At 63.9% G+C, this 19,638-nt stretch carries 22 protein-coding genes and 2 tRNA genes; 13 read left to right on the plus strand and 11 right to left on the minus strand.

The window, feature by feature from the left end; translation table 11 throughout:
* Positions 1–197 precede the first annotated feature (197 nt).
* Positions 198–2,366, minus strand: a complete 2,169-nt coding sequence (locus tag METLW4_RS28345; RefSeq protein ID WP_198290194.1) for a DUF3320 domain-containing protein — start codon at positions 2,364–2,366, stop codon at positions 198–200.
* Here METLW4_RS28345 and METLW4_RS28350 point away from each other — a divergent pair.
* The 6 genes from METLW4_RS28350 to METLW4_RS27900 all read left to right on the plus strand — a co-directional run bounded on the left by METLW4_RS28350 (position 2,337) and on the right by METLW4_RS27900 (position 5,755).
* Complete coding sequence (locus METLW4_RS28350; RefSeq protein WP_198290195.1) at positions 2,337–3,131, plus strand: hypothetical protein; 795 nt, start codon at positions 2,337–2,339, stop codon at positions 3,129–3,131. The two genes, METLW4_RS28345 and METLW4_RS28350, sit on opposite strands and share 30 nt — an antisense overlap.
* A 270-nt stretch (positions 3,132–3,401) precedes the next feature.
* Complete coding sequence (locus METLW4_RS28355; protein ID WP_198290196.1) at positions 3,402–3,851, plus strand: hypothetical protein; 450 nt, start codon at positions 3,402–3,404, stop codon at positions 3,849–3,851.
* 87 nt (positions 3,852–3,938) lie between these two features.
* Complete coding sequence (locus tag METLW4_RS28360; RefSeq protein WP_198290197.1) at positions 3,939–4,388, plus strand: hypothetical protein; 450 nt, start codon at positions 3,939–3,941, stop codon at positions 4,386–4,388.
* Positions 4,389–4,634: 246 nt separating this feature from the next.
* Complete coding sequence (locus METLW4_RS27890) at positions 4,635–4,925, plus strand: hypothetical protein (RefSeq protein WP_157235218.1); 291 nt, start codon at positions 4,635–4,637, stop codon at positions 4,923–4,925.
* Between the two features lie 57 nt (positions 4,926–4,982).
* Complete coding sequence (locus METLW4_RS27895) at positions 4,983–5,318, plus strand: hypothetical protein (protein WP_157235220.1); 336 nt, start codon at positions 4,983–4,985, stop codon at positions 5,316–5,318.
* A 131-nt stretch (positions 5,319–5,449) separates the two neighbouring features.
* Complete coding sequence (locus METLW4_RS27900) at positions 5,450–5,755, plus strand: hypothetical protein (RefSeq protein ID WP_157235222.1); 306 nt, start codon at positions 5,450–5,452, stop codon at positions 5,753–5,755.
* A 154-nt stretch (positions 5,756–5,909) separates the two neighbouring features.
* Here METLW4_RS27900 and METLW4_RS0117650 read toward each other — a convergent pair whose 3' ends face one another.
* Positions 5,910–6,395: a GNAT family N-acetyltransferase gene (locus tag METLW4_RS0117650; protein ID WP_018267562.1), complete on the minus strand. Its 486-nt coding sequence runs from the start codon at positions 6,393–6,395 to the stop codon at positions 5,910–5,912.
* Between the two features lie 397 nt (positions 6,396–6,792).
* On the opposite strand from METLW4_RS0117650, the gene METLW4_RS0117660 reads away from it, so the two are divergent.
* Positions 6,793–7,176: a hypothetical protein gene (locus METLW4_RS0117660; RefSeq protein WP_018267564.1), complete on the plus strand. Its 384-nt coding sequence runs from the start codon at positions 6,793–6,795 to the stop codon at positions 7,174–7,176.
* Between the two features lie 433 nt (positions 7,177–7,609).
* Here METLW4_RS0117660 and METLW4_RS0117665 read toward each other — a convergent pair whose 3' ends face one another.
* Together METLW4_RS0117665 and METLW4_RS0117670 are read right to left on the minus strand one after the other, a co-directional pair.
* Positions 7,610–9,658, minus strand: a complete 2,049-nt coding sequence (locus METLW4_RS0117665) for a hypothetical protein (RefSeq protein WP_018267565.1) — start codon at positions 9,656–9,658, stop codon at positions 7,610–7,612.
* A gap of 112 nt (positions 9,659–9,770) precedes the next feature.
* A tRNA-Met gene (locus tag METLW4_RS0117670) sits at positions 9,771–9,847 on the minus strand.
* Positions 9,848–9,972: 125 nt separating this feature from the next.
* Between METLW4_RS0117670 and yidD the strand changes: the two genes are divergently transcribed.
* A complete protein-coding gene (gene yidD, locus METLW4_RS25235; protein ID WP_018267566.1) occupies positions 9,973–10,329 on the plus strand; it encodes a membrane protein insertion efficiency factor YidD in 357 nt (118 codons plus the stop codon).
* On the opposite strand, the gene METLW4_RS0117680 is transcribed toward yidD, so the two are convergent.
* Both METLW4_RS0117680 and METLW4_RS25240 read right to left on the minus strand, forming a co-directional pair.
* The gene (locus tag METLW4_RS0117680; protein ID WP_018267567.1) at positions 10,293–11,180 is read right to left on the minus strand and encodes a hypothetical protein; all 888 of its coding nucleotides are present in this window, start codon (positions 11,178–11,180) and stop codon (positions 10,293–10,295) included. The two genes, yidD and METLW4_RS0117680, sit on opposite strands and share 37 nt — an antisense overlap.
* A gap of 72 nt (positions 11,181–11,252) precedes the next feature.
* Complete coding sequence (locus METLW4_RS25240) at positions 11,253–11,630, minus strand: DUF6477 family protein (protein ID WP_018267568.1); 378 nt, start codon at positions 11,628–11,630, stop codon at positions 11,253–11,255.
* 140 nt (positions 11,631–11,770) lie between these two features.
* Between METLW4_RS25240 and METLW4_RS0117690 the strand changes: the two genes are divergently transcribed.
* The 4 genes from METLW4_RS0117690 (at position 11,771) to METLW4_RS0117710 (ending at position 15,614) form a co-directional block, all read left to right on the plus strand.
* A complete protein-coding gene (locus tag METLW4_RS0117690) occupies positions 11,771–12,142 on the plus strand; it encodes a helix-turn-helix domain-containing protein (protein ID WP_018267569.1) in 372 nt (123 codons plus the stop codon).
* The gene (locus tag METLW4_RS28575; RefSeq protein WP_018267570.1) at positions 12,139–12,987 is read left to right on the plus strand and encodes a DUF6456 domain-containing protein; all 849 of its coding nucleotides are present in this window, start codon (positions 12,139–12,141) and stop codon (positions 12,985–12,987) included. The genes METLW4_RS0117690 and METLW4_RS28575 overlap by 4 nt, the downstream gene beginning before the upstream one ends.
* A 362-nt stretch (positions 12,988–13,349) precedes the next feature.
* Positions 13,350–15,131 (plus strand): ABC transporter ATP-binding protein, encoded by a 1,782-nt coding sequence (locus METLW4_RS0117705; protein ID WP_018267572.1) that lies wholly within the window; start codon positions 13,350–13,352, stop codon positions 15,129–15,131.
* A 78-nt stretch (positions 15,132–15,209) separates the two neighbouring features.
* The gene (locus METLW4_RS0117710; RefSeq protein ID WP_018267573.1) at positions 15,210–15,614 is read left to right on the plus strand and encodes a rhodanese-like domain-containing protein; all 405 of its coding nucleotides are present in this window, start codon (positions 15,210–15,212) and stop codon (positions 15,612–15,614) included.
* A 21-nt stretch (positions 15,615–15,635) separates the two neighbouring features.
* Here METLW4_RS0117710 and METLW4_RS0117715 read toward each other — a convergent pair whose 3' ends face one another.
* The 5 genes from METLW4_RS0117715 to METLW4_RS0117735 all read right to left on the minus strand — a co-directional run bounded on the left by METLW4_RS0117715 (position 15,636) and on the right by METLW4_RS0117735 (position 17,918).
* On the minus strand, positions 15,636–15,935 hold the full coding sequence (locus METLW4_RS0117715) for a DUF6881 domain-containing protein (protein ID WP_018267574.1): 300 nt from the start codon (positions 15,933–15,935) through the stop codon (positions 15,636–15,638).
* Between the two features lie 165 nt (positions 15,936–16,100).
* Positions 16,101–17,024 (minus strand): SAM hydrolase/SAM-dependent halogenase family protein, encoded by a 924-nt coding sequence (locus METLW4_RS0117720; RefSeq protein WP_018267575.1) that lies wholly within the window; start codon positions 17,022–17,024, stop codon positions 16,101–16,103.
* 64 nt (positions 17,025–17,088) lie between these two features.
* Positions 17,089–17,388, minus strand: a complete 300-nt coding sequence (locus METLW4_RS0117725) for an addiction module antidote protein (protein ID WP_018267576.1) — start codon at positions 17,386–17,388, stop codon at positions 17,089–17,091.
* Positions 17,389–17,392: 4 nt separating this feature from the next.
* Positions 17,393–17,689, minus strand: coding sequence for a type II toxin-antitoxin system RelE/ParE family toxin (locus METLW4_RS0117730; RefSeq protein WP_018267577.1), 297 nt, complete (start codon positions 17,687–17,689; stop codon positions 17,393–17,395).
* A gap of 139 nt (positions 17,690–17,828) precedes the next feature.
* Positions 17,829–17,918, minus strand: a tRNA-Ser gene (locus tag METLW4_RS0117735).
* A 219-nt stretch (positions 17,919–18,137) separates the two neighbouring features.
* Between METLW4_RS0117735 and METLW4_RS28365 the strand changes: the two genes are divergently transcribed.
* Complete coding sequence (locus METLW4_RS28365) at positions 18,138–19,571, plus strand: M23 family metallopeptidase (RefSeq protein ID WP_245258469.1); 1,434 nt, start codon at positions 18,138–18,140, stop codon at positions 19,569–19,571.
* The last annotated feature ends 67 nt before the right edge of the window (positions 19,572–19,638 follow it).

The raw sequence follows: 19,638 nt of genomic DNA on the forward strand, positions 1-19,638 counted from the left end.
AGCGCTGTCCTCGACGAGGCCGATCGTCGAGCCCGACAAAACAATGAAATAGACAACACGGTCGAATGCGTCCCACGGGTGTCGCCAGCAACCTAGTCACCTAGACTCTAGGCCGTATTGTTGGCGTCTCCACATTGCAACCAGGAGCGGTCGCTTTCTCGTTGGAAGCATACAGGAGGCGTGAAGCCCGATATGCACTATGCTTCTCGAACCAATTCCTCATTCGACGTTTCATCGCCCACGACACACATGAGAACGCCGGCCTGCATCGTCAGCGCTCCTCCTTCGAGCGCATCGTCGATCTGCTTTTGGATGACGTCTCGCACGTTCGCGCCGGTCGATCTGATGCCGAACATCCTGGAAACCGTTTGCATGACCTGATCGGCGGTCGCACCGAAATTGCGGCGCACGACATCGACTACGGCTGAGCGGATTTCCGATGGCGGTAGCATTTCTGCTCGTCGCAGCGTCTGCGAGGTTGCGGAGCTTCGGTCTCGAATGCGGACAGGCGAATTGGGAATCGACAGGAAATCGACCACGCTTTCGATCCGACCGGTCGTAACGGCGACGCCAATCGCCGCTTCGACTGCTTGCTGAATACGATTTCCCGCTCTTTTGAGACCGAAAGCGTCGCGAATACGACTGACGACTTCGTCAGAATGAACGGGACCTTCGATCCGCACCGCCTCTTCGACGAGCGCGATCAGGATACCGATCGGCGCTTCGTGCAATTCACCGGCCCAAGCCGAGGGCCGGCTCAACACCGCTTCGATATAGGCGTCGCTCGAACTCTGAGACTCTTCGCCAACGGGAACGAGGCCGATCTCTGTGAAGTCCTCCCGCTCGATCGTGACGATGTCGACCGGCGCCGCGCGAGTCGCTCTCGTGGTCGTAGCGTCGTGCTCCTCCTTGGCCGTTTGTATTTTGGCGATGATGAGGTCGAGCTGCTCGGCCGGACGGTGGAACCAATCTGAGCTCCAGACTCGATGAATGGTCCAGCCATGACTTTCGAGCACCGATTGCCGCAGCCGGTCGCGGTCGCGCGCCGAGCGGGAATCGTGATAAGCGACGCCATCGCACTCGATCCCTAGCAGATAACGGCCAGGCCGATCCTCATCGGCGACGGCGAGATCGATGAAGAAGCCTGCGAGTCCGACCTGACGGTGAACCTGATAGCCGCGAGCCTGGAGAGCCTTGGCGACCTGCTCCTCGAACACGCTGTCATGGTCGCGACCGGTGCTCTCCGCCAAGGTCAGCCTCCCTGTCCGCGCATAATGCAGGAACAGGCGAAAGGCGAAGACGCCCTTGCGGGTCGACGCGAAATCCGGCTCGATATCCTCGTCGGTCAACGAGGCGAAGACTTCGCAGCGCTGCTTGGCGCGAGAAATCAGCACATTCAGGCGCCGTTCGCCGCCTTCCGCACCGAGCGGTCCAAAGCGCATCGGAACACGACCTCCTGGCGTCGTGGGCCCGTATCCGACCGAGATGAAGATCACGTCGCGCTCGTCGCCTTGCACGTTTTCCAGGTTCTTGACGAAAAACGGTTCCGCATGATGCGCCTGAAAAAATGCCTCCGTCTCCGGCGGCAATGTGCGGCGGATGAGCTCCAACTGGTCGAGGATCGCGCGTCGCTGAGCGACCGAAAACGCGACGACGCCGAGTGATAGATTCGAATGCTCGCGCGCGTGAGCGGCTATCGCCTGCGCGACGATCTTGGCTTCGATCTGATTGGTGCGGGAGGCGCCGGCCTCGAACAATCCTTGCTCAATGTGATGGAAGCGCAACCCCATGCCGGCTTCGGATGTATAGGGGCTCGGAACGATGAAGAGCTTGCCCTCATAGAACTGGCGGTTGCTGACCGCGATCAGTGACTGATGCCGGCTGCGATAATGCCATCGGAGCATCCGCGTCGGCAGGCCACGGGCCGTGAATAGACCGAGGATGCTCTCTATGTCCGCGACCCGGGCGCCGTTATCCTCATCGTCATCGTCGACGGCGCCGGTCATTTTCGAGAAAAAGGCTGTCGGGGGCAGCTGTTTCGGATCGCCGACCACGACGACTTGCTTCGCGCGTGCGATGGCGCCGAGCGCGTCGACAGGTTGGATCTGGCTCGCCTCGTCCATCACCAATAGGTCGAAGTCGAACACGCCCGGAACGAGAAACTGGGCCACGGAGAGGGGACTCATCATGAAGACCGGCTTGAGCGCCTGCACCGCCGGCCCGGCCTTCTCCATGAGCTTGCGGATCGGCATATGACCGCGCTTCTTCTGAATTTCAGCGCGAAGCGCGCCCAAAGGACCGACGGAGCCGCCGTCCCGAGGGGGAATCTGCTTGTGATGCGCGCGCACGACCTCGAGGCCGGCCATCGCCATCCGCTGACGGTCGAGATCGACGAACTCGCGCACCTTGCGGCCATGCAGAGTTCCGTCGAACCGACCGAGTTCCGGCGCCAGACGCACCTGATCCGCGTGGACGGCTTCGTAATAGGCCATCTCGAACGCTGGGATGACCTCGCCGGCCTTCAACCTGCCATCCTCCAGACGGCCGACGACCTCTGCGCAGCCGAGCGCTCGGCCTCGCTCCGCGCGATCTCGATAGGCGACCCATTTGGACAATTGCTCGCCGCCGGCAGCCCAATCGCCGAGCCGCTGTCGCAGACTTTCGAGCGACACGAGGCCGATGGTCGCCGACCCGAAACCTCTTGGGAGGTCGAAGGACATTGCCGTGAATGCGGCGTCGAGATCGGCGACGAGCGACGACTGGTCTCCTTCGATCGCATCGGCCCGATCGGCGAGCGCTCGCCGATCCTCGATCCGACTCGCCAAGAGCCGAATGTCGCCGTTGCCATCGATCCAGTCGGCGGCGCTCTTCAGAGTGTTCCACTCGGATGTGTTGCCGCGCCAAGCCACGCCGAAGGCGGAGCAGCCGAGCGTCTCACCCGACGCCAGCGCCTCGGCGCATGTGCGCCCTTCTGCGATGAGAGCCAGCATATCCAGCCGAACAGCAAGAATGGTGAACGAGGCCTTCTCGAGCGCCGCCACGGCTCGGTCGGCGGCGTGGAATCCTCTCGCCGCATCGAGCATGGGAGCGAGCTCGGCCCTGTCCGGCGTCGGCGCCGCGCCGAACAATAGGGCGCGCTCTGGCAGCTCGTTCCAGAGCGCTTTGACGACCGGCGCCGCCTCGACGAGAAGCATCGCGGTCCGCTCCATGCAGGATGCGATCATCTCGCGGTCTGGATTATTCGCCGCGACACGTCGCGGCTCATCGCCCAACCCCTTCAGTGACCGCATCCATTCGACGAGCGCCGACAATGGCGCCGAAGCAGAACGATCGCTCCTCCAGTCCGAGGCGAAGACTTTTCGTCCGAAATCGTCGTCGCTCTCGATCAGCCGCTTGGCGGCTTGCCCCCTGATGAGCGCATCGAGCTGCGCGAGCGTATCCGCCAATGGCTGATCCGGGCTACGGAGGACGGAACGAGCCAAGGCGTTGGCGTGTCGCCACTCGCCGCTCAGAATCTTGAAGAATCCGTCGCCGTGATAAGCGAGCGTCGTCCGCGCGCCCGACAAATCCATCGTCCAAGCCGCATCCGACAGGCTGGCGCCGATCTCCGCTCGCGCCTGCTCGAGCGAGCGAATGGCGTCGGCGAGATCGGCCGCGCGCTCGACGTTATCGTCCCAAAGATCATTCGCAAAGGCTTCGGCGCTCGCGACCGGCGCCGCTACGACGCGCTCGCCGATCTGCATGAGACGCCGGACATCGGCGAGCGTGAGCGGCGTCGCAAGGGCCATTGTGTCGGCCAGCCCCTTCGCCTCTATGGCGAGGCGCGGGAGAACGGCGACCAATGCCCCTAGGCGCGTGAAAGCCTCCGCGGAAAAGGACGGCGGCAGCAGCGCCAGAGTCTCGCGAAGCGGCGCGGTCTCCGTTTCCCACGCCTCGTCATGGAAGACGCTCGCCAAATCGGTTCGGAGGCTCGCATAACGAGCGCCATTCACCAGCAGCGTTTGGATCGCCTCGCGATCGTCCCCCCAGGCGGTCGCGCCGAGCGCCGCGCCGGAAAGGTCAGGCGCGGCGGCGATGCGTCGAGCGAGCGCGATGACCGGGGAAAGCTCGTCGAGCGTCGTCGCCGGCGCGCGTTCGAGAATCGATGCGAGGTCGACCTGCGATGCCGCGAGCGCGTGGAGCCGTTCACTGAGCGCCGCGAAACGCGTGGTCAGGCGATCCACTTCCAATGGCGTGACGGCGGCGAGCCCGACGCCGCGCCCAGCCGGATTGCCGCAGCACTCCCAGTAGACCTGATGCCCATCGCCTCCATCGAGCATGCCACTCCCATAGGGTTCGATGTGGGGGAATGGCCCCGACATTTGCGCGCTCCATTGTTCAGCGGGTGATTTGCCCTTCGGCCAACGGGAATATCAGGCGCTCGCCCCACGCTCACCCGAAATCCCCAAACGAGCCGCGCCGATCGCCGGAAATTTGCCGGCGGCAGCTCGTGGCGCTTGGGGGCAGTTGCGCCCGGGGCTCCAATTGACCCCAAGCGGTCATTGTCACGGCTCCGATCGAGCCGGACGCCCAGACTTCCGAATTGCTACACCATCGAGGGGGCACGACCCCATAAATTCATGTTATGATGGAATATGATTGCACTACTGACGTTAAATGGCATCCCGCCCCGTATTCTCGGCTCGTTGACTGAAGAACAACGGAAAGCCGTGGCTTCTTACGCTTCCAGCGACCGGCGCGAATCTTACGATGATTGGTGGCAAAGCGGCGTCGCAGAACCAATCCGCCCATTTGCAAATTTTGTCAGCGGCGCAGCAAGCAGTTTTATACGTTGGGGGGCGACCATCCTCAACAATAACAGAATCGGTATCATTTCATCGCAGGTCGGATTTGGTCAATCAACCTTTGGCGGCCTCGACACATAACTGCACTCGGATATGGGGGGTGCATCAGAGTGGCTTAGAGAAGAGCGAATTATTTGTTTGCGATTGCTCTGCGTTTCCAGTGCAGCAGCAACTTTTATCGATTTGACAGATAAAGAAAATATGGAATCCATTCTCGATTCATACAGAATCGACAACGGTCGCATTTATAAGACCGAGTTGCTGGGTCTATCGCAGAAGAATGGATGCGCCGTAAACCCGGAACCATGGGACGTTATCGTGTTCGATGCAAACACGCCACACATTCCTCCGGGTGCGCTTGAATCCAATCGGCGTGTTTTTCAGCAGGCGTGGATAGAAATGCAGTTGCCTCCAGATTGGCGCTCGCGCCTGAGAAGCGATGATAGACCTTTGTTTATGTTGCCTAATTTTTGATTTTCGCAACAGTCGGCGCCGTGCGAGCTGAGCTGAAAGTAGCCTTCGAGGTATCGCGCGAACGTCCCCTCCTGGCGCGACGCGGGAACCGCCAAGCACAACCCAATGCCGGACACTATGGATGAAAAGTGATGGAAATTACAGTGATGCAGACGATCGATAGGATGCGCGCGGCGAACCGCCAGGAGCTGTTGACGCTCCTTGCGACGGCGATCACGGAAATGACCATTTTTGCTCGCACGCACTATGATGGTGACGATTCCGTCAGCCATCTACGTCAATCGAATGAAGCGATTCACCGCCTAGCTGGCCACCTACGAGATCTCTGCGACCCAGACGAAACATTCAGTGAAAGCCGTGCGGCGGGGATCGGCGGACAATTCGCTCTCCTTCCCCGCTCCGCCATTACTCGAATTTTACATTCGGCTCAGCCATGAAGGCGATCTGAGTCGGGCTCCATGTCGATTGACGACAGGTGAGAGACACGAGAACCGTCCTGTCTGTCCGTCTGGAATGCCCGCTCATGGCGCACCGTTCCCCATCGGGGCGGCAACGGTCGGGAGCATGCGCGGCAAGAGCAAGTTCAAAAATTCATAGCGGCATCGTTAGGCGCTCGACCATGGGCTTGAAGGACAGCCGGCGGTAAAAGTTCGCGGCCTGTTGGTTGAAAGACCATACAACAACCTCTATGTCGGAAACGCCTCGGTTTTTTGCCCACAGCCTTCCCGCGACGAACAGGGATCTGCCAATTCCGTGCAGGCGCACATCGGATCGGACAATCAACTGATCCAATTCGACGAACCGCCTCTCGCGACCGACGTTGGTTGCCGGTCGTGTTTTTTCGACGAAAACCGCTAGGCCGAGCAGATCGTGATTCCCGCTATCGGCCACCAAGAGAGCACTTTTCGGTCCGGCGATAAGGTCTCGAAGCGCGGCGCTTTCCCGGCGGTCACCAACAGGTTTACGGAACAGGTCTGGCCTGATGCGTCGATGGAATTCGTCGAGCTCTTCGAACAACGGGAGCAACGCGCCCTGATCTTCGGGGCTCGCCGGGCGTATCGAAAAAGAAAGGGGCATCGTAAGGCTCCGTTTTTGGAGCCGCCGCGCTCGGGCACTCAATGGCAAGCAGCCGAACCTTGGCGGCTGCTGCACAGACATGAGTCAGGGCGCCGCTATGTGAGCAGCGGATAATATTTCACGAAGAAGAGTTTCTCGCCCATAGCCGGAACAATGCCAAGATTGCGATGGTTGGTCAATCGACATGTCAGAAGCGCAATGACCGCTTCTGGCGCCACTTGGCCATTCGGAATGACGAACGAGGAGCCATAACCCAGAGCGGAGTGCGTCAGCCAAGCTGGCAAAGAATAGGAGGTGGAACCCTCTCTCAAAAACGACCGTTTTCGAGAGAATGGCGCGAGAGAATGACACTCTGCTATTCGAGCGGTAGAAATCCCCTCCGACGAGGGGAGGCGACATGAGCAAGCGTATAGTCCGGACAAGCAAACAGCTCGCCGCCGAACGACAGATACACGCCGCCATCGCGCATTTTCAAAATGGCGAGTTTGAATGTGCGATATCGCTGTGCAGCGCGGCTGAAGGGCAAATGCCCGAGCCAGAAGAGCCAACGCATTTTTTTGCAATCCTCAAAAAGGCCAGTGCCGAAAATCCCCCTCCCGACGGACCGAAGGAGGACTTCAATTACGCGGCGAATTGGATGAAGCACGGGTGGGGTGTGCAGGAGACTGAAATCGAAGAGTGGGAAGTGACGTTCTGGCTGAACCGGGCAATTTCAAAATACCGCGCCGTGTATGGGCGCGGGACGCCGGACATGGTCGCCCTGTTTCCGTGGGCTGAGTGAGGATGAAGCTCTTCCTCTCAAAAGAACATCATTTTACGGACGAAATCTGCGCAAGCCCGCTGTCACTATACAGGGATTCCTGCCTTTTGCAGTCACTCATCGAACAACTCTGGCGCCAACGTAAGCGCCCGAGGTATTATTCCCGCCATGCCTATCCGCGCGTCGCAGCCGTGGCGCCGCGCCGTTGCTATCCCAAGCCGATTGGGACTCCGGCTGCCGTGCTGGCCACGGGAGATGGCGACGTGCTCTTCGGTTGCGTCGAAACGCTCGAGGTATACATCGTCGACTTGATCACGTCGGCCTTTTCAATGTCGGCGTGGGGCATTCCGGTGGCATGCCCCACGATATATCGTTCGATGAGCGTTCGACCTAATGGGAATGGGGCGGCTCCTGTCCGACACGCAGAATTCCAATCGTCTCCAGCCACCCGTCGTCAATCATCGCCCACCTTGCGCACGATCTCCATGATGTCGACGCGTTTCAATTCCCCGCTGTCGGCGCGCCTTTTTGCGTCCAAGAGGATTTCCGAGACGCGCTCGAGGGTCGGGTCCTTGATGGAGTTGATCAGCTTCGCGATGCCGAGCGCGAGATGTCTGGCGCCGTAGGTCAGGCGCGCACTGCCGCTCGTGGAGTGGCCCATCACCAGATGACGGGAACGTTCGGCAATCTGGCCGACTTCGTCCAACCGTTGCGCGAATGTATGTCGCGCCGAATAGAGCGTGACGCCGTCCCTTGAAAACTTGAACTTGCGCTTGATGTACTGCCAGCTCTTGGAAAGATAGTGGCCATATTTGACCTCGCCGGTCGTTTTCGTCATGAAAGGCCACTCGGGAAACAACCGCTCGTGACCGGCTTCCATCAACAGATCGCGGCGTTTCACGAGGCCGAGCTCGATCACCAATGGGACGAGAGGAATCATCCGGCGCGCGCTCTTCGACTTCACGTTCATCATTCGATCGGTGAAATCGACGAACCATACGAGCTCGCCTTCGTCCTCGATCGCGATCAGATCTCGGCAGCGGATCTGCGCGATCTCGGCCGGACGCATGCCGGTCACGAGGGCGAGGACATAGCCCCAATAGCGGGCGTCCTGAACGAACAACTCGCCAGGGTTCCAGACGCGCGACAACGACTCGCATCCGGTGAAGAGCGGCAAGTTGACGAGCTTGATCGCCTCCTCCGGTGAGAAGACGTCACGATCGACTTGCTCGGGATTGTCCTTTTGAACAAATTCGAACCGATAGGGCTGCTCGTGCAGGGCTTCCCTCTGATAAAGCCACTCGAAAAAAGTGTTGAGGGTCGTGTGGTAACGGTTGCTGAGCGTGTTTTCCGCGAGGCGCTGGAGCCCTTCCCACCCGTTCTTCTGGGCATAGAGATAACGAGCGGCCAGGGAGACGCAGTACTCCTTCGGGATATTCGTCCGCGTGGGGATATCCGGCAGAGCGAGGTCGACCTTGCCGAGCTCGCGCCTCGTGACGGCGGAAACGGGTTTGTCGCCGATGACGGCGATGACGAAAGGGACGACGAGCCCGACCCGCTCGCGCGCGCGATCGTCGCCATGGCGCTTCTTCTCGCGGCCGAGGAATTTTTCGAGCGCAACCGAGAGCGGATCGGTCGGCTCGGGCAGGAACTCGTCCAGCACGGCGAGGTCGCCGACGTCGATCGTCGCATTCGAGGTCGTCTCGACTTCGGCCCGTCCGGGAGCCTCGGAGAATCTATCCGCCCGCGCTGCGTGCGCGGCAAGCCCGGCTCCACTGCAATTCGGAGGGACAGCGACCTCCTTCTGCTCGACCGGCGCGATGAATTCCTCGACGCCGAAGGGAGATGATATCGCGTCATTCGGCTCGGCCGCAACGGACCGCCGGATCGCGCCCAGCGGGAATTCGTGGCCTGGCGTCAGATTGACGTCGCGGCGCAGGAAATCGTCGCGTGCCTCGCGGCCGACGGCGGCGTGATCCGCTCCGACCGCGGCCGCGGTCGTGCGCGCTTCGACATCCCCGAGCGCGGTCTGTCGGCCGACCGCAAAACCTCGGCGGAAGCTGTCGTCCTCGGCCTTGGCGCGATGCCCGGTCTCGCCGTCGACATTCTGGGCGACGAACTCCTTCCACGTATCAGTGAAGCCGGGACAGATCTCGCCCGGGTTGCAATCGAACACGCGGCACTCGGTGAGCCATATCTGCACATAGTGCTCCATGGCGCCGCGTGCGGCGAGAGCATCGGCGTCGACAGGCGCGCCGCGGTCGAGATATCCCCGCATCTGCGCCAGCAGTAACGCGCCGCGGCGGGGGAGTTCGGGATTGTCCTTGAGAGCCACGATCCACGCCATGCATAGAGACAGCCGCCGACGAGCGACGACGAAGGCCGAAGTTCCGAGAGCGGATCGGAAGACGCGCGTGCGCGCGGTCTCGCCGTCGTGGACGGGCATGCGCACCTGAAGGTAGTAGCGCCCGTCGCGGCGATGGAGGAAGCTGATTCGCGCCAAAATCCGGTCTCCCGTCGATGAGAGACGGGCCCCGGTCACGAGTCAAGGCTCAGACTCGCTACCCCGACACAAGCTATTGATTTCGGCTCAGGAATTCCGTTCGGCGGAGAAATGGTAGCGGAGGAGGGATTCGAACCCCCGACACAAGGATTATGATTCCTCTGCTCTAGCCGACTGAGCTACTCCGCCCCGCGTCCTTTCGGACGAGCGTCGGCGGATATAGTCGACGCTCGTCAAAAGTGTCAAGCCGTCGTCCGGGGAATTGTCGCTCGCGTCGATTCTGCCCCGCGACCCATGCCGTGCTAGGGTGGCCCATGCTCGGATCGCTGCCGGCGCGGGCCGCTCGCGCGCTCATCCTCGTCTATCGGCTCAGCCTCTCGGCCTTCATCGGGCGCGAGTGCCGCTATTTGCCGAGTTGTTCGGAATATGCGGATGAGGCGATCCGTCGCCATGGCCTGTGGGCCGGCGGCTGGATGGGCTTTGCGCGTCTGTGCCGTTGCCGACCGGGCGGGGGCGATGGCTATGATCCGGTTCCGCTGGCGGCGCCGGCGGCGGCGCATTCGCTCGCGCCCTGGCGCTATGGGGCGTGGCGGCGTCCGGCGGTGTGCGAGGCCGTCGAGCGCAGCGGCGACGGTCAGGAGCGCGCCATCAGCTCCACGGCGAGGCCGTAGATGCGTAGACGGATCGGCTCGGGCAGAGCGCGCAGCGCCTCGAGATAGGTCTGGCCGAGGGCGCAGGTCTTCTTGTCGTCGAAGGGCGGATCGGGCGTCTTGCCGTCCAGCAGCGAGTCGATCTCTGGCTTGCGCAGGCCGCGCGCGGCCAGCGCCTTTTCCAGAGCGCGGAAATCCTCCTCGCTCGGCGCCGAGCGCTCCAGCTGCTTGGCCTGGCCGCTGGCGATGGCCTCGAGGCCGACCACCGCCATTTCCGCGACCAGCGCGCGCCGCCGCGCCGCGAAGCTGTGGAAATCCTGATCGACGCCGCCGTAGAGAAAGGCCGCGCAGAGCTTCTTGTTCTCGGCGGAGATGGCGCGCAGCACATCGAGCTGAAGATCGAAGACGCGGGCGAGCACCAGCGGCTCCGCCTTGGCGGCGAGCACGCCGCGCGCCTGGCGTAGCCGGCGCACCGATTCGGCGAGATAGAAATCGACGCTCGCCGTCTCGGCGCCGACGCCGGGCTCCTGCGCGAATGTCTCGATGGCGGCGGCGTAATCGGTCGGAAAAGCCTGGCGCATGCGCTGGAAGAACGATCGGTATTCCTCCGTGGCGGCGATCGCCTGCTCTATGCGGGCGCGGGCGGAAGGACGTGGGTCCGCCGGCGCGGGCGCGGGCTCCGTCGCGGCTTCGGCGAGCGGCGCCGGATCGGCCTCGGCGAGAGTGGGCTCGGCGAGACGCGCCGGCTCGGCGATATGGGCCGGCTCGGCGGTCTTGCGGCCGGGGCCGAGCGCCATCATCACCAGCCCGAGGCCGAGACAGAGCGCGACGATCGCGCCCGTCGCCAGAGCGAGCAGCCTTTCCAAGAACATGGTCGGTCTTTCGATATGCCCGCTCGGGGAATGGAGATTCGAACGCAAACACCAATGGAAAGGCTTTCTAGCTCAATCCCGGCGGCCGACAAAGAGCGGGCCGGGCGCGCCGGCCTTCACGACCGCGCGCGCGTCTCCCGGCGCTGCGCGGGCGAGCCGCAGCGCGCGCGCCCGCTCGGCGCGATGCGCCACGAGAAGCGCGATATGGCGCGAGAGATCATAGGTCCAATGTCCGGCGCGGGCGCGCTCGGCCCGTAGCGCGCGCTCCAGCTCCTTCAGCACGGCGGCGGCGGCCTGCGGCGTCTCGGCGGCGATGACGCTGCGCGGCAGGCGATGAAACGAGCGCAGGAATTCTTCCCGGCGATAGGCGTCGGCTTTTGCGCGCAGCGCGCTCTGCAGGCTTTTTCGCGCGGCGGCGCGCAGGCGATCGGGTGACGATGGATTGCGCATGAGGAGTCCTCCCGCGCCGGAGCATGGGCGAGGAGAGGAGGATGGGGATAAGTTTTTTATCCGTTGTATAGGATTAAATTCATGATAGCGTCGAAGACGTCGCCGGCCGAGGGGCCGCGGCGTCTGCACAGGCGAGACGAATGGCTCCGCGACGAAGCGATCATTTTCCGTCATCGGCGCTCTGCGCCGCCGCCGCCGCGGCCGTCTGTGGCGTCCCGCCCGACGCTCTGCGCAGCGCGCGCCGCGGGCGCGCCAATGTCGCCGACGCGCGTCATCTCGCGGTCTATCTCGATCATGTCGCTTTCGGCGCGAGCCTTTCGGCCTGCGCGCGCGCTTTCGCGCGGGATCGCGCCAGCATTCGCCACGCCTGCGCGCGGGTGGAGGACCGCCGCGACGAAGAGAATTTCGATCGCGCCGTGGCCGCGCTGGAACAGGCGCTGCGCGCGCAGCGGCGGCTCGTCGAGACGATCGCCTTTTCCTTCCGCTCACATCCAACCGGAGACGATTCATGAGTGGCGTTCAACGACAGAGAGACGAGACCGAGGCGCGCGCGCTGCGCCGTCTGCTGGAGGCGATGAATGAGCCCGGCGCGCAGGCGATGGCCGATCCGCTCGGCGTGCGGTCGATCATCGTCGCAGCGCCGCGCAAGGGCGTCACGGTCGCGCGGGCGCGCCTTCCCGCGAGCGTCGCCGATAGCGCGGCCGCGCGCGGCTTGGCGCGTTGGGACGGCGCCGGCGAGGCGCGCCGTCTGCGTCTGACAGATGAGGGGCGCGCTCATCTGAGGCGGCTCGCGGCGCCGGCCGAGGCCAATCCCTTTTTCGCGCAGCACAGCGCGCTCGCGCCGCGAGTCGTGGAGCAGGGCGCGCGCCCGACGCTGGTCAATGAGGGCGAGAGCCCGCTCGCCTGGCTCGCGCGCCGCAAGGATCGCGACGGCCGCCCCTTTCTCGCGCCGGAGCAGATCGAGGCCGGCGAGCGCTTCCGCCGCGATGTGACGCAGGCCGCCATTCTCCAGCGCGTCACCGCCGATTGGGAGGCGGCGATCGGCTCCGCGCGCGGCGGCGGCGCGGGCGCCGCTATCGCCGATGTGGCGATCGACGCGCGCCGGCGACTCTCTCTCGCCTTCGATGCGGTGGGGCCGGAGCTCGGCGGATTGCTCACCGATGTCTGCGGCTATTTGAAAGGCCTCGAGCTCGTCGAGAGCGAGCGCGGCTGGCCGCAGCGCTCCGCCAAAGTGGTGCTGAAAATCGCGCTCGAGCGGCTCGCCCTGCATTATGGATTGGCCAGCGAGGCGCAGGGGCCGGAGCGCGCGCGCCATTTGCTGCATTGGGGCGCGGAGGATTATCGTCCTACCCTCTGACGCGCCGAGCGGCGGCGGCGCGGTTGACAGAGCGGCGCTTTGGGCGCATGAATCTCGCCATATTGCACTGCAATATGGCGCGTCGCATCGGCGACGCTCGTCATCTCTATCGGGGAGTCGCCATGATGAAATTCGTCATGTCTCATCGTTCCCCGGGCCGCGCCTAGAGAGTTCAGGCAGTGAGCCCGGTTCGAAAATACCGGGCTGCTCTCTCGCGCATGTCGCTCTGTCGATCCTGTCGGCTCTGACGATCTTCTCACGAAAGACATTCCCGGAAACAGCCGCGACGCAGCTTCGTCTCGCGTCGCCTCGCGCCCATTCACGAAAAAAGGGATCGGGACGTCTCGCGTCCCGCAGGATTCATGTCCGCCTATTTGACCACGCTGCGCTTCGCGCTCCGCTATTGGCTTCTCTCGCCGCGTCTGCTCGCGGCGATGCTCGTCGCTCGTCTCGTCTCCAATGTCGTCGACGTCTTCGTTCCAGTGGCCTCCGGCCATCTCGCCGATGTCGTCGCCGGCGAGAGCCGCGAGCTCGCGCCGGCGCTTTCGGCGCTCGCCGTGTTTCTCGGCACGGTGCTGCTGTTTCATTGCCTGCGCAATTTCGTCGCCTTCTCCGTCTGCCATGTCGCCGCTCACGCCATGGCGGCGTTGGTGCGCGACGCCTTTGCGCGCGTGCAGCGCTTCTCGGCCGATTGGCACGCCAACGCCTTCGCCGGCGCGACGGTGCGCAAGATCACGCGCGGCGTCTGGGCCTTCGATTCGCTCAGCGACACGCTGATCTTCGGCATGTTGCCGGCGGCGACGGTGATCGTGGCGATCACCTGCCTCCTGTCCTGGCGCTGGCCGCTGCTCGGCCTCGTCGTGGCGATCGGCATTTCGCTGTTTCTGGCGATGGGAATCGGCCTCTCGCTCGGCTGGATCAGCCCTGCGGCGCAAGTGTCGCAGGCGCTCGATTCCGCCGTGAGCGCGCGGCTCGCCGATTCGATCACCGGCAATCAGATCGTCAAAGGCTTCGCCGCCGAGAAGCGCGAGGATGCGAGCTTCACCGCGCTCGTGACCGAATGGCGCAAGCGCACGCTGATCTCCTGGTATCGCGGCACGACGGTCGGCCTGCTGCAGGCCGTGGTAATGATCGCCATGCAGGCGACTCTGCTCGGCTGCGGGCTGATGCTGTGGTCGCAGGGCGGCATGTCGACGGGCGATGTGGTGAGCCTCATCGGCATACAGGGGCTCATCAACGGCTATTTGCGCGACATTGGCGAGCATGTGCGCAATCTGCAGCGCGCCGTCAACGAGATGGAGGATGTCGTCGAGTTCGACGCGCAGGAGCCCGATGTGGTCGATGCGCCGGGCGCGACGCCGCTCGTGGTGACGCGCGGCGAGATCGTCTTCGACAATGTGACCTTCGGCTATCCGAATGCGCGCAGGAAGCTCTATGAGAATTTCTCGCTGACGATCCGTCCGGGCCAGCGGGTCGGCCTCGTCGGCGCCTCTGGCGCCGGCAAGACGACCTTCGTCAAGCTGCTGCAGCGCCAGTTCGATCTCGACGCCGGACGCATTCTCATCGACGGCCAGGACATCGCCTTCGCGACTCAGGCCTCGCTGCGAGAGGCGATCGGCATCGTCGCGCAGGAGCCGATCTTGTTCCACCGGCCGCTCGGCGAGAATATCGCCTATGGCCGGCCGGACGCCGCGCAATATGAGGTCGCGGAAGCGGCGCGTCTCGCCCATGCGAATATGTTCATCGAGCGTCTGCCCGACGCTTATGAGACTCTGGTGGGCGAGCGCGGCGTGAAGCTCTCGGGCGGCGAGCGCCAGCGCGTGGCGATCGCGCGCGCCATTCTCGCGGCGACGCCGATATTGGTGCTGGACGAGGCGACCTCCTCGCTCGATTCCGTGTCCGAATTCCATATTCGCGCGGCGATCGAGCAATTGTCGGCGGGACGCACGACGATCGTCGTCGCGCATCGCCTATCGACGGTGCAGCGGCTCGACCGCATATTGGTGTTCGACCATGGCCGCATCGTCGAGGACGGCTCGCATGAGGAGCTGCTGCGCCTTTCGGGCGGCGTCTATCGACGCCTGTTCGACACGCAGGTCGGCGCCGGCGACTCGCTGGAGGAGGCGATCGAGCGGGCGGGGTGAGAGCCCCGCCCCTTCGGGGATATGAAATTCTCGTTATCGAAAATGAATTGCCGTCACCAAAGCAGCGAGGCGAGACGAATGGGCGAGGAACCGAAAATCGACGCGGCGCGCATCGCGCATTATTCGTCGAAGCTCGAATATGAGATCGACTCCTGGGACCTTCGCGCGTGCGAGGAGGAGGTCGTCATCATCGACGCGCGTTCGCCCGAGGCCTATGAAAAAGAGCATATTCCCGGCGCCATCGGCTTTCCGCATCGGACGATGACCGCGGAGACGACGACGCATCTTCGTCGCGATGCGCTCTATGTGACCTATTGCGACGGCGTCGGCTGCAACGCCTCCACCAAAGGCGCTTTGAACCTCGCCCGATTGGGGTTTCGCGTCAAAGAGCTGATCGGCGGCCTCGACTGGTGGAAGCGCGACGGCTACGCCACCGAAGGCGCGCAATCATGCACTGGCGGCGATGCGGGCTGCGCCTGCTGACGAGGATCTATTGGATAAAATCTAACGCATGAGTCCCGGCGCACTGGGCAAACGGCGTGCTTTCCAAAACTCCTCGAATTCTTCTTTGGTAATCTCCTTCGGGATAAACTGCGGATCGGCGGCGATTTCGTCGATGGATGGGACTTGCTCCAGACTGAGGGCCGTCCCGCCCGTCTCGTCGTTTTTGGTCGCATATCCTTTGGCGCCGTCCGCGAAGATTTCTACCTTGCGGGTTTCCCAACGATGGTCATCGAGTTCACTGATGAGCAACACCGGGTCATTAGAATTTTCGTGGATCCACCGGATGCAAATGTAATTCATGCGATTTTCAGCTCGGCTGAGAGATTGTGTAATGGGATCATTATAAGCTTGAATTCAGCGGATCGACATTGACCTCCTGGCTCAACGCTGGCGAGGGGTTCTTCGCCATTCTTACCAAGCGTCGGCTGAAGATGGGCCTCAAATGTTAGAGTCGATGCATTAACCTCAAGGCGCGTGCGCAAGATCGGCGCGCGAAAGCTCGATCGTCCAGTCGGGGCCGGAGTCGACGCCATAGCTCTTGGCGAAATCGCCGAGATTGAGCGCGACGGCCATGTCGAAGAGGCTGTTGACGTAGACGAGCGGGCGCCCCTGCGGAACGTCGCCGAATGTGCGCTCATAGGGCGCGGCGAGATCGGCGACGAGCCGATCGCCATGGCGAATGCGCAGACGCACCGGCTTGCCCAGCGAGATTTTCAATTCGTCGAACAGGGTTTTCGGAATGTTCGACCACACATTGCCGAAATGCGCGTCGAGCACGGGAATGATTCCACTGACCGCATCGCCTTTGCGCTCCGCCGCGCGATAGGGAATCGTGACCAGCGCTTCCGGCGGCAGCTTGCGGCCGATCTGCTCGAAGCTCTGCGCGCCCGCCGCCAGACGCGCGCCGGCATAGACGAAAATATCGCGGCCGTGAAATGTGTGGGATTGCTCGGAGCCGGGCCTTCGGTTCACGCTCTCGTCGATCTCGCGCACTTCCTTCACGCCCTCGCGCTCGGCGACCAATGTCAGCAGCCCATTGTTGGGCGCGAGGAAAAAGCGGCCGCTCAGCGTCTCCAGCGCAATGGCCAGCCGCCCCGTTCCGACGCCGGGATCGACGACGGCGACGAACACCGTGCCTTTCGGCCAATAGGGCTCCGCCTGATAGAGGCGATAGGCGCCGGCGAAAATACTGCCCGGATCCTCATGGCTGAGATCGGCGACCAAGAGATCCTGCGAGATGGAATAGGCGACGCCTTTCATCGCGGCGACGGCGCCGTCCGCCGTTCCGAAATCCGTGAACAGCACCAGCGGCGCGCGCGCCGCGGCGACGCCGCAAGAGAGGCAGAAGAGAAGGGCGGCGACGAGCGCGCGGAGCGGCGAATGAAGCATGGGCGTTCCAATCTCAGAGGCCGGGCCGTCGGCCTCGCGTCTTATGAAAAAATGAAAGCGCTGGTCACGGCGTCGTCGAAGAGGTCGGAATCAACGCGATCTTTACGTTCAGCGCGCGCAAGACCGCGCTGATCGTCTCGAACCGCGGATGGGAGCCGGGGGCGAGGGCTTTATAGAGACTTTCGCGTCCGAGCCCGGCGGCGGCCGCGACCTGCGCCATGCCGCGCGCCTTCGCCACTTCCGAAAGCGCGGCGAGCAGAACGTCGGAGTTTTCGTCCTCTGCCGCGGCCGTCAGATATTCGGCGATCGTTTCCTCGTTATCGAGATAATCGGACACGTTGAAGGCAGCGAAATTCTTGGTCATTGCGTCACTCCTTCAGCTCCCGCGCCAATTCCTTCGCGCGCTCGATGTCGCGTCGCTGCGAGCCCTTGTCGCCGCCGCAGAGCAGCACATAGACGGTCGCGCCGTTCCTGACGAAATAGACGCGATAGCCCGGCCCATAGTGAATTCGCATCTCCGACACGCCTTCCCCGACAGGCTCGCAATCGCCGAAATTGCCATGCGCGGCGCTCGTCAGCCGCGCCAATATGCGGGCCTTGCCCTTTCGATCGACGAGACCGGAGAGCCATTCGTCGAACGACGAAGATCGAACGAGCGTGAACATGCCCGACCGTATCCACATGGATACAGAAAGACAAGCTAGTCGCAGGTCGCCGCATGGCAAGCGGACAGCGCCGAATTCGAGCGAGGCGGCTCGACGGTCACGGCCTAGGCTGAGGTGGAGCAGTAGATTTGGGAGCAGATGGCGGAGAGGGAGGGATTTGAACCCCCGATACGGTTGCCCGTATGCCGCATTTCGAGTGCGGTGCTTTCAACCACTCAGCCACCTCTCCAGGGGCGAAAGCGAGGACTTGCCCCGCTCGCGGCGAAGCGCCCAATAGCACGCGTTCGCCTCGGCGATCAAGGCTCGAAACGCGATCCTTTCGCCCAGCCTCGCTCGAGGCTCCCGCGGCAGATTTGCCGATCGTTAACCTTAATGAGGTGTAACAGGCCGCCGACCTCCCCTCGCGCGCTCGCGGCTCGCGCGACGGGCGGTCCTCTGGAACATGCGCATGCCGAAAGCCAACGATCTCAGACCGCGACAAAAGCGGCTTCCTTTCGTCGTCGAATTCACGCTCGCCTCGCGCCGTCGGCGGCTGGAGCTGTCGCCCCCGACGCTCGCCGTGGCGGGTCTCGTTCTGCTCGGGGCGGGGCTGCTCGCGCCTTGCGCGGCCGCCTATCTCGCGTTTCGCGACGACATGCTCGCCGAGCTGGTCGATCGCCAGACGCAGATGCGCTACGCCTATGAGGATCGGCTGGCCGCCATGCGGCTGCGGCTCGATCAGGCGACGAGCCGGCAGTTTCTCGCCCAGGGCGACGTCGAGAGCAAGGTGCAGACCTTGGTCGCCCGTCAGGCCAAGCTGGAGACGCGGGCGGCGCTGGTGGCGCGGCTCGTCGAAGGCGTCGCCTCCAAGGATGCCGCTCCCGCCGGCGTGACCGCGCAGAGGCGCGCGCCGGCTGTGGGCGCGGCGGCTGTCGGCGGGCCGGCTGTGGGGTTGCCTTCCGGCGTCAGCGCCTATGCGCCGGCGCAAGAGGAGCGGCCGGAGCCTTTCGCCGGCTTCGACAAGCCGCAGCCGGAGGGCCTCGAGCTACGGCTGCGACGCGAGGACGATGCGCCCGCCAACTCTTCGGGCAAGCCGGCGGCCGAACGCCGCGGCGCCTCGGCGGAGCTCGCGCCGCAGACCGAATCGCCCCGCCTCGCGGCCGAGGCCGGCCTGCCGATGCAGTCGCGCCTCGAGCATTTGGAGGCCTCGCTCGATCACGCCGAGCGCGAGCAGACCCAGCGGCTCGGCCGGCTGGTCGAGCCGATTCGGGCGGCGACCGCCAAGCTGCGGCGCGCTTTCGATGTCGCCGGCCTGCCGGTCGAGCGCTTTCTTCCCAAGGGCCGCGCCAAGGCCGGCGCTGCTCCCGAGAGCTTCGCCGGCGGGCCTTTCGTGCCGGCCGAGCGCAATGATCTTTTCGAGCGCGAGCTCAGCGCCGCCGAGACCGCCGCCACCACGCTCGAGGGCCTGCGCAGCGCGCTGCCCAGCGTGCCGCTGCGCAAGCCGCTCGCCGGCGCGCCGGAGACCACCTCCGGCTTCGGCTATCGCACCGATCCCTTCTTCGGACGCGCCGCGCTGCATACGGGCGTCGATCTGCGCGACGATTACGGCTCGCCCGTGCGCGCGACGGCGGGCGGCGTGGTCGTCAACGCCGGGCCGAGCGGCGGCTATGGGCAGATGGTCGAGATCGACCATGGCTCCGGCCTCGCCACGCGCTATGCGCATCTCTCGGCGATTGCCGTTTCCGTCGGCCAGGAGGTGGCGCCGGGCGAGACGGTCGGGCGGCTCGGCTCCACGGGCCGCTCCACCGGGCCGCATCTGCACTATGAGGTGCGGGTGGATGGCGAGCCGGTCGACCCCTCGCGCTTCCTGCGCGCGGCCTCGACGCTGGCCGAGAGTCGTTGAGCCGGGCTGGCGTTATGGGGCGAGTGCGATAAAAGACGCGGGGCCGGCCTCGTCCCGCCGGCGCGGA

It is taken from the genome of Methylosinus sp. LW4, from assembly GCF_000379125.1.
GTDB lineage: Bacteria > Pseudomonadota > Alphaproteobacteria > Rhizobiales > Beijerinckiaceae > Methylosinus.

What these genes read in the sequence shown, in the direction of transcription:
- METLW4_RS25240 (WP_018267568.1), bottom strand. Translation starts at nt 11,630, where the DNA reads ATGCGCAATCCATCGTCACCCGATCGCCTGCGCGCCGCCGCGCGAAAA.
- METLW4_RS27890 (WP_157235218.1), top strand. Translation starts at nt 4,635, where the DNA reads ATGATTGCACTACTGACGTTAAATGGCATCCCGCCCCGTATTCTCGGC.
- METLW4_RS0117650 (WP_018267562.1), bottom strand. Translation starts at nt 6,395, where the DNA reads ATGCCCCTTTCTTTTTCGATACGCCCGGCGAGCCCCGAAGATCAGGGC.
- METLW4_RS28350 (WP_198290195.1), top strand. Translation starts at nt 2,337, where the DNA reads ATGCGCGCGCACGACCTCGAGGCCGGCCATCGCCATCCGCTGACGGTC.
- METLW4_RS0117710 (WP_018267573.1), top strand. Translation starts at nt 15,210, where the DNA reads ATGGGCGAGGAACCGAAAATCGACGCGGCGCGCATCGCGCATTATTCG.
- METLW4_RS0117730 (WP_018267577.1), bottom strand. Translation starts at nt 17,689, where the DNA reads ATGTTCACGCTCGTTCGATCTTCGTCGTTCGACGAATGGCTCTCCGGT.
- METLW4_RS28345 (WP_198290194.1), bottom strand. Translation starts at nt 2,366, where the DNA reads ATGGCCGGCCTCGAGGTCGTGCGCGCGCATCACAAGCAGATTCCCCCT.
- METLW4_RS0117715 (WP_018267574.1), bottom strand. Translation starts at nt 15,935, where the DNA reads ATGAATTACATTTGCATCCGGTGGATCCACGAAAATTCTAATGACCCG.
- METLW4_RS0117690 (WP_018267569.1), top strand. Translation starts at nt 11,771, where the DNA reads ATGGCTCCGCGACGAAGCGATCATTTTCCGTCATCGGCGCTCTGCGCC.
- yidD (WP_018267566.1), top strand. Translation starts at nt 9,973, where the DNA reads ATGCTCGGATCGCTGCCGGCGCGGGCCGCTCGCGCGCTCATCCTCGTC.
- METLW4_RS0117680 (WP_018267567.1), bottom strand. Translation starts at nt 11,180, where the DNA reads ATGTTCTTGGAAAGGCTGCTCGCTCTGGCGACGGGCGCGATCGTCGCG.
- METLW4_RS0117705 (WP_018267572.1), top strand. Translation starts at nt 13,350, where the DNA reads ATGTCCGCCTATTTGACCACGCTGCGCTTCGCGCTCCGCTATTGGCTT.
- METLW4_RS0117725 (WP_018267576.1), bottom strand. Translation starts at nt 17,388, where the DNA reads ATGACCAAGAATTTCGCTGCCTTCAACGTGTCCGATTATCTCGATAAC.
- METLW4_RS28365 (WP_245258469.1), top strand. Translation starts at nt 18,138, where the DNA reads ATGCCGAAAGCCAACGATCTCAGACCGCGACAAAAGCGGCTTCCTTTC.
- METLW4_RS0117720 (WP_018267575.1), bottom strand. Translation starts at nt 17,024, where the DNA reads ATGCTTCATTCGCCGCTCCGCGCGCTCGTCGCCGCCCTTCTCTTCTGC.
- METLW4_RS28575 (WP_018267570.1), top strand. Translation starts at nt 12,139, where the DNA reads ATGAGTGGCGTTCAACGACAGAGAGACGAGACCGAGGCGCGCGCGCTG.
- METLW4_RS0117660 (WP_018267564.1), top strand. Translation starts at nt 6,793, where the DNA reads ATGAGCAAGCGTATAGTCCGGACAAGCAAACAGCTCGCCGCCGAACGA.
- METLW4_RS28360 (WP_198290197.1), top strand. Translation starts at nt 3,939, where the DNA reads ATGGAAGACGCTCGCCAAATCGGTTCGGAGGCTCGCATAACGAGCGCC.
- METLW4_RS27900 (WP_157235222.1), top strand. Translation starts at nt 5,450, where the DNA reads ATGGAAATTACAGTGATGCAGACGATCGATAGGATGCGCGCGGCGAAC.